Consider the following 12,286-nt stretch of genomic DNA (forward strand, 5'->3'; position numbering starts at 1 on the left):
ATGGGGCTGTTCCAAAAGGACAGCTCCTTTTTTAATTTTTCATGCTGCTATTTTCTGATTGTTGTTATTAATTGATGAGAAACTTTTAGAGTTGATCTCTATTTTTATAAAAAACAGAATAATATCTCCTTTATGACCATATTTCTCCAAAAAATAGAGTATTTCTTTATCGGCTAATCCCTTCAAGTGTAGTTTTCCGAGGTTAAACGCGATAGCGAAGATTGCAAAGTCCATCAAAACCTTGTCTTTATTAAAGTGTCTGAACCTATTGTAGTGTTTGTTGGATTTAATTTGGCCGAACACTGACTCCGGCTCTATAGGACGCTGACTTCGATGATAAATTCCTTCTTCGCATGTCAACAGTTCCCTTGCTTTCTGTTTATGGCGGTTAAGGTTATGATTTACTTCCACCCTTCTATTGCCTTTTGCATTACTACAGAGACATTTCAAAGGACAACCCTTACAGTTTTTCGCCTCGTAAATAGTTGTTGTTGATGTGTACCCACTAGCTGTTTTGCTTCTTTTCTTTCCTACCTTGTTCATGTGCTGACCCATGGGACAAACATAGTAATCTTCATCCGCGTTATAATAAAGGTTTTGAGAGAGAAAGCCGTTCTTTTTAAATGCCCTTTTCTGTTCTTTATGAAAGTAGCCCTAACTTTACAAATGGCTCAATATCATTCCCCTGCATAAACTCATAGTTTTCTTCACTACCATAACCTGAGTCAGCCACAACCTTGACGGGCAAAATATTATAACGATTCTCAAATCCATTCAAAAAGGGAATCAGTGTTAATGTATCGGTGGGGTTTGGATAAAAATCATAATGGCTTATAAACTGGTTCTCTGTACTTATCTGAACATTATATGCAGGCTTTAGCTGTCCATTGAGCATATGATCCTCTTTCATACGCATAAAGGTTGCATCGCAGTCTGTCTTGGAATAACTATTACGATTTGCCAGAGTATCTAAATGCCGCTCATACTCTTCAAGTTTAGGTAAAAGCTTGTTCTCAAGTGTCTTTATTGCTTTTTGTTCTTCTTTGCTCCGGTTCTCTTTATTAATCTGAGCAACACGCTTTCTTAACTCTTCGCTGTTGAATGGTGTAGGTGGATCATCCTCAGGGTTATTATCCTGGGCGATACCCTCCTCAATCATTCCAAGGACTTTAAGTATCTTTTCTTCGAGTCTCTCTTTGTATTTTTCAATGGATTTACGCCAGACAAAAGTGTAGCGGTTGGCTCGTGATTCAATTTTTGTTCCGTCGATATATGCAACTTCAAGACTTAAACAACCCATTTCAACAAGCATAACCACTACCTGGGTAAAGACCTCATGTATTGAGTCTTTTAAATGGGATGAACGAAAACGGTTTATGGTGTTATGGTCAGGTGTTTGATTGCCTGAGAGCCACATGAAACTAACTCGATCAGTAAGTGCCTGCTCGATCTTACGACTTGAATAAATATTGTTCAGATAGCCGTATAGAACAACTTTAAGCATCATGCGTGGATTATAGGCAGTTGTACCCCCACCTTTATACGTGTCGAAGACTTTACTCAAGTCCAGGTTATCCACAATTTGATTAATGATACGGGCAGGAGAGTTTTGAGGGACCTTTTCATCCAGAGTGGGAGGGAAAAGACTTACTTGACCTTGATTATAGGATTTAAACTTAGGCTTAGCCATATCTTATGTGTTTGATATATAGACATAAAGATATGAAAAAGTGGTTTAAATAACAATATTTGAGGAGGTTTTTTTAAGAAAAATTTGATACTAAAAAAAGAGGCTGCCTTTCTTTTGAGACAGCCCCCTAGCAGTTCCAGACGGTGGAAGCCCTCTTCTTTTTCTTTTCCAGATAACAGGTAAGAGACCGGTCCGGGCAGTACCGGTTTGGTTTCGATCCCTTGCTCTCTCCCTTCCTTATACTCCTCAAGTGCTTTGTTATAAATAAGAGAAAATGCTTGTGTTTTGGTAAATTCAGGAACGATATAGTGATAATTTGTGTCGAACCATTTGGTCATTTCCATTGCGGTGATATCTTTTTCTCCCTGTTGATATCCGCGAGCCATGGCGAAGTAGAGCGCCAGCTTATCATCCCGGAGGCAGTCATAACGTGTCGGAATGGCTCCTACCGCTAGGGTGGTATCTAACACCTGATCATAAAAAGAGAAATCGTTCGAAGGGATAAGGTCTATTCCGGCCTCTTTTTGGAGAATGCGGTTTTGTTGCCTGATGGACCTTCCCGTACTGAAAAGTTCATCTTCCGTGATTTTTCCTGCCCAGAAACTTTCGCAGGCTTTTTTCAGTTCGCGCCGGTTGCCGATGCGAGGGTAACCGAGAATGTTTGTTTGCATTGCTTTTAATTTTTTAAAGTGAATACCCATGAAGCTAAAAGCTCTTTTCCCGAACTTTCGCAATACAACGGCTAATAAAAGAAGGATGAAGTAAACGCAAGGATATATTTCTTCCTATCCGCATAGGAAGGAATGGATGAGTCTGACAACATACTTTTATCGCGAAGCATTGTCAATCCGAATTAAGGCAGGTCTCCTGACTTGCACAATTTCCGCCATCCTTCCCATTTCGCAAAGCGGAACAGTGGATTTTAACGGGCGGAAACGTTGACCGTGCTTACAGTTGCGCGACAGTCCACGATTCTCACGTGGTTCCCTATTATACCCTTTTTTGGGGGGCACCTTACCGGTTGAAGAAATGATAAAAAGAACTTTAGTACGGCAAAGATAGAAAAAATAGGTAGATATTCCAGCTTTATCCTATCTTATTAATTTTGCTTGCCTGGCAGGCGGCGCCGTAGCCGTTATCTATATTTACCACACACAGCGAAGAACAACTGTTGAGCATGGATAATAGAGCGGCGATGCCGTTCAGGTTCGCCCCGTAACCCACGCTGGTGGGAACTGCTATGACCGGACTGCTTACCAGGGCCGCCACTACCGATGCCAAAGCTCCTTCCATGCCGGCCACGACAATCACCACCCTAGCGCCCCTAATAAGGTCGAGTTTATCGAACAGGCGGTGGATGCCGGCAACCCCCACATCCATAATTTTCTCTACCTTGTTGCCTAAAAATAGGGCGGTTTCATACGCCTCTTCAACTACCGGCAAATCGGATGTGCCGGCAGACACAATGGCAATGTAACTGTCGGTTGTTTCCTCCCGGTTCCCCATCAGGCGGATCGTTTTGGCTACTGGGTTGTATACAACCCCCTCGACACGAGTGGAAACGTAGTCATACATTTCTCTTGTCGCTTTTGTACCGAATACGTCGTTCCCGTTGCGGAGCAGGGATCTTATTATACCCACAACCTGTTCGGGGGTTTTTCCCTGACAGAAGATCACTTCCGGTTGTCCCGTCCGTTCTCGGCGAAGATAGTCGACCTTGGCAAAGTCGATGTCTTCATAACCTTTGTCTTTTTGTTTTGTCGTCATTGTAAATTCCTGTTTAAACTTCCCATGGAGTAGCCCTCCAATTCCATACAGACATAGAGGAACCCGTATTCTTTAAGTTGCCGCGACACCCTGTCCAGGATTGCGGGGTCGCAAAATCGCGCCCTCTCTTCCGGCTCTAGTTCGATACGAGCGATCAGATCGTGGCTGCGTACTCTTACCTGCGCATATCCGAGGGAATGCAGGTATTTCTCCGCTTTTTCAATGCGGTTCAATTTCCCGGCCGTGATCTCTTCACCGTATGATATACGGGTTGCCAGGCAGGCGTAAGCGGGTTTATCCCAAGTGGATAACCCGAGTTGCTTTGACAACAGCCTGATCTCTTTTTTATTCAGGCCGGCCGTTTTTAGCGGACTGATAACGTTTAACTCTTCTATTGCTTTTGTACCCGGACGGTAATCTTTCGTGTCGTCCGCGTTGGAACCGTCCAATACGGCATTGAATCCTCTTTCTTTGGCTATTTCCACGATTGCCCGGAATGCTGTCTTTTTGCAATGGTAACAACGGTTTTCAGGGTTCTGTCTGACAACCGTATCAATCGTCGCTTTTTCTAAGAGGATATGTTCTATTCCTATTTGGGATGCGATTGCTTTCGCATCGTCTAAGTCCCAAGCGGGAATCATGGGTGAGACAACGGTAACGGCAATCGCTCTGTCGCTCAACACTTCCCGGCAGACTTTCGCCAGGAAAGAACTGTCCACTCCGCCCGAGAAAGCCACAACAACGCTTTCAAGTTGTCCGAGATGATCTATCAGGGATTGGTATTTAAATAGCGTATGGGTATCCATGAGAAGGATATTATGTATTGAGATTCTCTTTGATCGTCCACAAGCCGGCCGACGGCGTGCTGATAAAGTATATCTCTTCTCCGCCTGGCAACCGGTTGAATCCGTTTCGTAACTTGTCGGGAGAATACACCTCCATCGCCTGATGATAATCGAGGTAATTAAAATTGACCGATTCAATATCCTCCTTCGACAGGTGTCCGGGGGCGTAAGTGATTTTAAACCGCCCTTCCGACGAACCGTGTATCAAGTGGGCCGTAGCATGGGTCAGATCCTGCAAGTCTTCATTTTCTTTCCAGAGTTTCATTATTTTTTCAGTTCCCGCATACCCGTATTTCCGGATGACCTTGTCCACCTCATCCTGTTCGCCGAAACGTTTCAACCCGGGAGCGATGATGATGAGTTCCCCTCCGTTGGCCATCGCCTTGCGTGTCCGGTATATTGCCTTGTTGGCTACCCACGTACTGAAAAACTCATCTCCCTGCATGACGGCAACCACTTTTTTTAACGGAGGAACAACGGTGATATTTTCGGCCATTGATTGTTTGGCAGCCTGTAAGTAAGTATCCAGGTCGTTGCCGCAATAAAATCCTGTGTGTACAAGTTCTCCTTGTTCATTGTAGGCCATTACCACCTGGATATATACATCCGGCAAGCGGTTCATAAATTCGTTCTCGGCTTTATTGAAACAATGCCTCAGGGGCGTCACCAGCGAACCCAGGTTATTTTCAATGCCGTAACTGGCCGCCGCCATATGCGAGGCGCAAATGGTATCCTTGCCGCCCAGCCCGATAAAATAGTTCTTGTTGTGGTTGGCAAATCCCAGTACCTCATGCGGTACCACATGCCCTACATTGATGATCATATCCCAGGGTTCTTCCATCACATACCGGTTTATGGAGATAGGAATATCCCAATCGGCACAGCCTCCGGTGATTTTTTCCACGTAGTTCCCCGGCACGATGCCCAACCGTTTGCCGTCGCGGAGCCAATCGTGTTTCAGTATTTTGTTTTCGGGGATATTCCCGAACATCCATCGGTTTTGCTCGACGGTATGGGGAACATGCTGTCCCAATGTGGGAATTACATATACATCAGCCATCGGTTCAAAAAAATGATACAATATTTCGGTCATCCAACCGGCCCCGCTGTGGGCACGCGTAATATCCGGAGGAAGTAATAAAACCCGTTTCGGATTTTTGCAAACACGGATTAAACATTCGTTTGCACTTTTTACAACAAGAGCTTCCATCTCCTTCCAGCCAATCTCTTTTTTCCTTTCAAAAAACCAAGCCATAATCAATTTTGTTTAGTTAATCACATAATTAAAACACTCCGCTAAAATTAGCTAATTTCCTGCCACGCCATGACTCAAACATACTTGGCTTTGACCGCACTATTTAACGCAAATAAATTGCTTCGCTTGTGTTTAAGCGCATAGATATTTGAAGTAGTGAGGCGAAATTACTAAATGATCGGAAAAGAAACAAAGGCATATCACGCATTTCTACTTTCAAAAAACGGCCCAATGGATGGATTGATGAAATATAATGAGAAATAGGCTTGTCTTACGTATCCTTCCTCTCCCAATTTTGAGGGTGTATACGCAGCCCGGGAAACCACGAAAGCGATATTTCGAATAACCCGAAGAGGGCCGTCGAATATACCAAGTCGCCCAACACCGTGTTTTTAAAGAACGGGATTCCCGCCGCATAGCAGGCTGAAAGACCGGCTGCGGTTTTGGGATACATTGTTGTGGAAAACCACACGCCGAAGTTGGAGACCAAAAAGAAGATGATGGACGCGCCCAAAGCAGAGAACAGCAAGCGGGGAACACGCACTTTGCGCAGCGTGAATGTACCCATCAGCACGATAAGGGCAAAAGCGCCGTAGGTGAACAGAGAGCCGGAGTAGAACCAGACAAACCGGTCGAAATATTGCGCGTAAACCACATTGTTCAGGATTAAATCGCTTATCCACATGGCCGCGATAGGCACTAAATACGCCCACCCTTTGCGGGTGTAATACGTCGCCCCGAAAAGAGCCATGCCGCCAATGGGCGCGAAGTTGGCGGGGTGGGGGATCAGGCGGCTGAATGCCGCAAGGAGAATTATCACCGTTATGACGGAAAAACGAAGGGTTAATTTTTTGTTGTTCATATTATTTGTGAGTTTTGGCTGTTGGTGTAGGCAATCAGCCATCGGCTTTGCGCGAACCTATTGAGCCGTTGGTTTAAATTAGTTGTTTGACGAATACTTGTTTTTCAATATCCTGGTTTGTGAAAAAACCGCTTACCAATGTGAGATATTCGGGGAGCACACCGTTGCAGCTCCACTTCATTTTAATAACTACGGTTTCACATATCGCCCGGCTTTCAGGTCTTCGAAAGTGGGATTGTACGCATTATCGTGAACGGTATTGCCGTTCCATTTCTTTTCGGTGATAGATCCTGATTCTACCGCTTTTTTCAGTCCGGAAAAGTCGGTCAGAAACTTACAAAACTTGATCTCTAATTTTTCCACCGAAGTGAGCGCTGCGAGAAAACTTAAATCGGTTAGTTTCTCATTTTGCCAACCCGACCAGGATCCGCCAACTTCTAAATTCCCCACCGATGTAAGTTTAGGCAGATAAACGGCCTCTAAAAATTTTCCAAACAAACTTAGTTTGCCTATGACTTTTTCCAAATTTGGGAACGACATAGAAGCCAACTCGTTGGATGAAATGGATATCTCACCAGCCTCCAGTAGGTTCTCTCCCGAAACAGCGGTTACATTACTATACGAGGATAAGCTGTTGCTTATTTTCTTAAGAGATGCAGGCAATACTATTTCTGTAATTCCCGGTGCATTTTGTACTCGGAAATTTTCACACTCTTCCAACCCTGTTATCAGGGGAAGTTGCGTTATGGAAGGATCGGATGCAAAATTAAGTTCGAGTGTTTTTTGAATCAGCTTAGGCAGTTTAATTTTGGTAACATCTGCAAGAGATCCGACAAACTCCACCGATCCGTTTATGGTAACCCCCGATAAATCTATTTCACCCTTATGCGGTATTTTATAAATCCGTATATTTCCAATTAATTTTAAATGCGATAATAACGGGTCGATAGAAGTGATTTTGGGGCATTCCGAAATTCCCATATATTGGTTAACTTCCTCAAGCATGGTTGTTGAAATGTTCTCAAGGTTCGGACAATTACTGATAGTTATCCTGTCATTAACCGATTTTAAAAGGGCGATTTTTAAGTCCTTTAACTCTTCGCACCTTTCCACATTTATTTTATTGGCCGTTTTCATCAATCCCATATTTAAGAGGGACACCATTTTTAGATTGGCAATATTGACGTCTCCGGCGTTTTCCAATTTTTCCAAATCAATCGTTTCTAAATTCAACAGATTTTTTATATCTAATTTTTTACAACTCTGCAGGTTTGGAAAGGATATCTCTTTAATCGTTGACACGTCCACTTCCGACCATCCCTCTTTTCCGGAGAAAGACATTTGCCCGGCCCTTTCTAATCTAGGGGCGGAAAATTCTGCCAGTTGGGTAGATTTAACCGTTATGTTTCCAGCTGAAGTAAGAGCATCAAACGAAATTTTGGAGATGTTGTTGGAACGAGAGATAAAATCTTCAAACAGATATTGCAGGTTGGGCAAAACAATCTCTTTAAGTTGCTTTGGCTCGCCGTTGACCATAATTCCGCCTACCGATCTCAAATTTTGCAGCGGTTTCAAGTCTCCTTTAAAGGTGGGGTTCACAATCAATTTGTATTTTATCTCGTTCAGCAGATTCAGAGCATCGATATTGGATATGGAGTCCGTCCCTTTTTCAGCGCCGATAATTAGATTACCGTTTATGATATTGATTTTTTTCTTTGCAAACACATCCACCTCCTCATCGGTTTGTAAAAAGACGTTATCGCCCAAAACCACATCCTCTTTCAATATTTTTACCTTATAGTCGCGTTTCGTTCCGTTATACGATGTTACCGTTAGTCTTTGTTCGCCGCTCCACTCTTTTATCGTCTCGGGTTTGGGATCAATCGTCGCTAACTCGCTGAGCATATATTTTGCCGTAAGTTTGTCCATCTCTAAATTCTTCGGCATTGATACCTCTATGACATTGTCTGTGATTTTTCCCTCATATACCATTTTGTCCGCACTCTGCAGTGAAAATTCCAAAAAGTAGTTATCCAACCCTTCGAAAGGCTCTTTGGTACATCCGGAAAAAAGCAAAGTGCCTATAATGACAGCCCCAAAACTCTGTTTTATTGTTTTCATCTTTTTATTCTGTTTTTTATTGTTTTACGTAGTGTCCGGCCTGTAAATCTTGAAAAGTCGGATTATAGCCGTTATTGGCAATACTGAAATTCCTGTTCCAAATCTCTTTTGTTATTGAGCCGTTGGTGATTGCTTTTTTTAAGAATGAGTAATCATTAAAATTACTGATATTTTTAAGTGTCAGAAATTCAATTTTTTCAAGAGAAGATAGCCCATTCAGATGGGTCAACTTCTCGTTTTTATCTTTCCAGTCACTTATTGATAGGGTATTTATCTCTTGCAGCATCGGACATTCGATTGTTTTCAAAGAGAACATTTGAACGCAATTGAGTTTATTTAACTTAGTTAGCTTTGCAAAAGATATGCTTTCCCAATGTTTACTATTTCTATCCTCTCTAATCCATAATTCTTTGGCTTCTTTTAGGTCGGGAGCCGAAAAACTTTTCAGATTCATACTGTTTTTGATAAATATTGAACCCGATTCCAATCCCGTTAAAACCCAATCTTGAGGCTCTGACAGGATTAGGTTACTGATTTCAATTTTTTGTTCTACCTCTTTTAAACCGGATATCCGGATCGGTTTTTTACGAGGAGCATTCGTGTCCCCTCCAACGTATAACTCTTTCATTACCTCCGGCACAATAATCTCTTCCAAGTTGTTGCACTGATCCAACAGAACTTGTTCCACGCCCGTTTTGCTGACATCCACAACTCCTTCGCAAAGCACGAAAGTCATTGAGAGTTCAGAGAGATTAGTCAGGTTTCTAAAAATCGGTGATATGTCTTTTAGTGATGGGAGGTTGTTAGTAATCAATTTACCGTCAATACTGTTGATGTTAGCCATATCTTCAACAGAAGTTATTGGTATGGAACGGAGTTCCAAATTTCCCTTTACTGTTTTTAAGTTTTTGAGAGATATATTTTTAAGATTATTATTGTTGACGATAAACAGGTCACCCGTTTCTGTTAATGAGGGAAAGAGGGCTGAAGTGATTTTTGAATTATTGATGTTCAGGTTGCCTCCTACCCGGGTTAAATTATTCAACTTTAACCCAACCAGCTCGGGCCCTTTAATGATTAAATCTCCGCGAATTTCCTTCAATTTCGAGAGGTCCAAGGTTGTGAGCGATGGCACTTCCTGCAAAATAATGGAGTTGAGTGTCTCTTCCAGCTCTCTTAGTTTTAAAATGCCGAGGGAGCTGCCGCTTATCTTTATATCTCCTCCTCGCTTAAGTATCGGCAACTGTAAATCCGTGAGCTTGTTGGAGGAGATGAACAGCTTACTGTCTACTGTCTCCAGCATGGGTAGAACTATTTGTTTTACACTGTGGCTGTTCACAAAGAGGTCCTGTCCAACCTTTTTTAAATTCTTTAACGTGATATCCGAAAGATACTTATTCGCATTAACGATAATAGACCCGGTCTCCTCAAGGTTTCTCAGCCCGGAGAGGTCTTTTCCTTTGTATGTGGAATTGATAATCAGCTTATATCCTACCTTTGTCACGTACGTTAACGCGTCTATATTACTGATGGAGTCCGTTCCCGTTTCATTTCCAATAATCAGATCACCCTCTACGGCTGTGATGTTTTTTTCGGCGAATGCTTTCACGTCGCCGTCGGTTGCCAATAAAACGGTTCCCTCCGCTTGCCCGAGTTGCCTCTTGATATGAATCACATAGGTTCGTTTCACGCCGTTGTATGAAAAGACGTTGAACACCTGCTCATCGTTCCAGTTGGTTATTTTTTCGGGTTCGGGAAGGATAGTGGCATTTTCACTGAGAGTGTATGCGACTTTGGCGTTGTTCAGATCGGTCTCCACCGGCAGTGATATGATTATCTCACTGTTTTTCACCGCCCCTTTATACTCTTTCCCTCCGGTTGTTAAAGAGAAGGATAGCAAACGGTTATCCTCACCGTTAAAAGGGCTTTCGGTAGCACATGATAGGAGCATGACCGCAAAAAAACCCGCAAGTAATCCAATATATGTTTTTTTCATCTTCTGTTTTGTTTAAATTATTCTACTTGTATATCCACAAACTTGAATACCTCGGTGGAATTTTCACCCAACCAGCCGGCTTTCACGTTCAGCCCTGTTTGTACTTTAATAAAATCGATATATTCGAGATGAATCTTCTTTCCCTCGAAGGTAATGGCGTTGCTTATTTTAAAGTGGTTCGAGTTTGCCGCCGCCCCGTAGTTGATGTCGTCCGTAAGGCGGTCGATGGGACTGAAATTATCTGCATATCCCCAATCGAACTCCTTGTTAACCCAATAAGTGCCTTGCCCCGATTCATCTTCCGTTCTCGCTTCTAGTCGGGTTCCCCGCAGCGTATATGTGTTCTCCTTTACCCAGTTGGGGTAATAGAACGGTTGTTGGTGAAATCCCAACCAATCCACTTTACCTTTTCCTCCCAGATTGTCTATCCACAAGGTGTTGGATTTTGGAATGGCAGGACGAAAGTAAGTCGCCTCGTAATCTTGGATTGTTCCCGGTTTGCCGGTCTCGCTCCCTTTCAGCTCATACCAGTTGTCGTCGGGCAAACCGTTTCCGTTCTCATCCTGCATCACCCACACGATACCCGGCTCGGAACTTCCTTTAAAGGAGTTTCCCATAATAGCGAAATCATATCCCGCTGCAGTCGTGGTGCTGAGGTTGGATTGGCTCCTATTTTTGATGCTGTGGTCGAATCCAACCACAATATATCCTCCGAATCCCCCTAAGGAGACATACGCCTTCTGCGCTAAACGACCTTCCGCGTATTGGCAGGCCTCCTCCATGGTGTTTGCGGTGTACCCCTCGTTCACGAACTGTCCCGGTGCCGGAAGAAATTCATAAACCTTTGTGGAGTAGGGTGAACTTCCCGGTTGGGCGGCCCGGAAATGTTGCTCCGGATTTACCGTGTTCACAACGATGGAGGCTTCGCCTTTTTTTCCGCCCTTTGTGGCGACCACTTTTATATTTGTTTTCCCAAGCGCCGAAGGCTTATAGACATATTTGTCAGAAGTTTGTGTTGGGTCTTCTTTCCCATTCACAAACCACTTGAATGTGACATTTTTGGTGCTCGACATATCAGGAATGAGCCGAATGGCTCTTCCCAACGATGCCGACTGTTCGGGATAAGCGAACGATAGGCTTAACGGCACCTCTTTAACCACCAATATCTGTATGAGGTATTCATCATCACCGTCATCATTCTCAGCTTTGAGAATGATGAAAAAGTTTCCCTCTTGTTGTGAGCTGAAGGCATATTCATCAGCCGTGGAAACCTCTTCCCCATCTATCTCCCAGCTTAACTTCAAGCCCTCTTTGTTGGCAATCTCCGGCTTGAAAACGTACTCTTCGCCTGTTTCCAAGATAAACCCGTCACCCGTTTCGTCCAAAGAAATGATGGGTGGAATCAAATCAGTAACTTCAACTTTCACCTCTATTTGCGCTGTCCCGTGTTCGGTGACGGTTTTAAATTTAAGGTAATACTCTCCCGTCTCTCTCTCTTTAAACAGGATATTTTTTTCTGTTCCTATTATTTTGCCATTAAGAGACCACGAATAAACCGTTCTCTCATCAACATTCTCCACTTTGGGCTAAATAAGCACGCTGCGGTTCGGTTTAACGGTAAACGTTGTTTTCTCCATTTCAATTGTTGGCGGAACAACGGTCTCTATATCGTGACATGACGTGAATGCCGCTATCAATACCGTAACCCCGATTAAAAAATAACTTCGTCTTTTCATGTTTTACATAAATT

At 43.3% G+C, this 12,286-nt stretch carries 9 protein-coding genes, 1 pseudogene and 1 riboswitch; all 10 genes and pseudogenes read right to left on the reverse strand.

Annotated elements, in window-relative coordinates:
* Nucleotides 1-39: 39 nt before the first annotated feature.
* The 10 genes and pseudogenes from KDN43_RS16595 to KDN43_RS12690 all read right to left on the reverse strand — a co-directional run bounded on the left by KDN43_RS16595 (nt 40) and on the right by KDN43_RS12690 (nt 12,272).
* A pseudogene (locus KDN43_RS16595) lies at nt 40-1,690 on the reverse strand (IS1182 family transposase).
* Nucleotides 1,648-2,361 carry a hypothetical protein gene (locus KDN43_RS12650; protein WP_238866630.1) on the reverse strand — a complete coding sequence of 238 codons (714 nt, stop codon included), beginning with the start codon at nt 2,359-2,361 and terminating at the stop codon, nt 1,648-1,650. The pseudogene KDN43_RS16595 and the gene KDN43_RS12650 overlap by 43 nt, the downstream one beginning before the upstream one ends.
* A gap of 169 nt (nt 2,362-2,530) precedes the next feature.
* A riboswitch (cobalamin riboswitch) is annotated at nt 2,531-2,720 on the reverse strand.
* A gap of 56 nt (nt 2,721-2,776) precedes the next feature.
* A complete protein-coding gene (larB, locus tag KDN43_RS12655) occupies nt 2,777-3,457 on the reverse strand; it encodes a nickel pincer cofactor biosynthesis protein LarB (protein ID WP_238866632.1) in 681 nt (226 codons plus the stop codon).
* On the reverse strand, nt 3,454-4,263 hold the full coding sequence (larE, locus tag KDN43_RS12660) for an ATP-dependent sacrificial sulfur transferase LarE (RefSeq protein WP_238866634.1): 810 nt from the start codon (nt 4,261-4,263) through the stop codon (nt 3,454-3,456). The genes larB and larE overlap by 4 nt, the downstream gene beginning before the upstream one ends.
* A 10-nt stretch (nt 4,264-4,273) precedes the next feature.
* Nucleotides 4,274-5,557, reverse strand: a complete 1,284-nt coding sequence (locus KDN43_RS12665) for a lactate racemase domain-containing protein (RefSeq protein ID WP_238866636.1) — start codon at nt 5,555-5,557, stop codon at nt 4,274-4,276.
* 271 nt (nt 5,558-5,828) lie between these two features.
* Nucleotides 5,829-6,419 carry a DUF6580 family putative transport protein gene (locus KDN43_RS12670; RefSeq protein ID WP_238866638.1) on the reverse strand — a complete coding sequence of 197 codons (591 nt, stop codon included), beginning with the start codon at nt 6,417-6,419 and terminating at the stop codon, nt 5,829-5,831.
* Between the two features lie 189 nt (nt 6,420-6,608).
* Nucleotides 6,609-8,540: a hypothetical protein gene (locus tag KDN43_RS12675; RefSeq protein WP_238866640.1), complete on the reverse strand. Its 1,932-nt coding sequence runs from the start codon at nt 8,538-8,540 to the stop codon at nt 6,609-6,611.
* A gap of 16 nt (nt 8,541-8,556) precedes the next feature.
* Nucleotides 8,557-10,536, reverse strand: a complete 1,980-nt coding sequence (locus tag KDN43_RS12680) for a DUF5018 domain-containing protein (protein WP_238866642.1) — start codon at nt 10,534-10,536, stop codon at nt 8,557-8,559.
* Nucleotides 10,537-10,553: 17 nt separating this feature from the next.
* Nucleotides 10,554-12,116, reverse strand: a complete 1,563-nt coding sequence (locus tag KDN43_RS12685) for a PKD-like domain-containing protein (protein WP_238866644.1) — start codon at nt 12,114-12,116, stop codon at nt 10,554-10,556.
* A gap of 6 nt (nt 12,117-12,122) precedes the next feature.
* A complete protein-coding gene (locus KDN43_RS12690) occupies nt 12,123-12,272 on the reverse strand; it encodes a hypothetical protein (protein ID WP_238866646.1) in 150 nt (49 codons plus the stop codon).
* Nucleotides 12,273-12,286: the final 14 nt, after the last annotated feature.

It is taken from the genome of Proteiniphilum propionicum, from assembly GCF_022267555.1.
Classification (GTDB): domain Bacteria; phylum Bacteroidota; class Bacteroidia; order Bacteroidales; family Dysgonomonadaceae; genus Proteiniphilum; species Proteiniphilum propionicum.

Excerpts from the sequence above, each read along its gene's own strand:
- KDN43_RS12650 (WP_238866630.1), bottom strand. The coding sequence starts at position 2,361 with ATGCAAACAAACATTCTCGGTTACCCTCGCATCGGCAACCGGCGCGAA.
- larB (WP_238866632.1), bottom strand. The coding sequence starts at position 3,457 with ATGACGACAAAACAAAAAGACAAAGGTTATGAAGACATCGACTTTGCC.
- larE (WP_238866634.1), bottom strand. The coding sequence starts at position 4,263 with ATGGATACCCATACGCTATTTAAATACCAATCCCTGATAGATCATCTC.
- KDN43_RS12665 (WP_238866636.1), bottom strand. The coding sequence starts at position 5,557 with ATGGCTTGGTTTTTTGAAAGGAAAAAAGAGATTGGCTGGAAGGAGATG.
- KDN43_RS12670 (WP_238866638.1), bottom strand. The coding sequence starts at position 6,419 with ATGAACAACAAAAAATTAACCCTTCGTTTTTCCGTCATAACGGTGATA.
- KDN43_RS12675 (WP_238866640.1), bottom strand. The coding sequence starts at position 8,540 with ATGAAAACAATAAAACAGAGTTTTGGGGCTGTCATTATAGGCACTTTG.
- KDN43_RS12680 (WP_238866642.1), bottom strand. The coding sequence starts at position 10,536 with ATGAAAAAAACATATATTGGATTACTTGCGGGTTTTTTTGCGGTCATG.
- KDN43_RS12690 (WP_238866646.1), bottom strand. The coding sequence starts at position 12,272 with ATGAAAAGACGAAGTTATTTTTTAATCGGGGTTACGGTATTGATAGCG.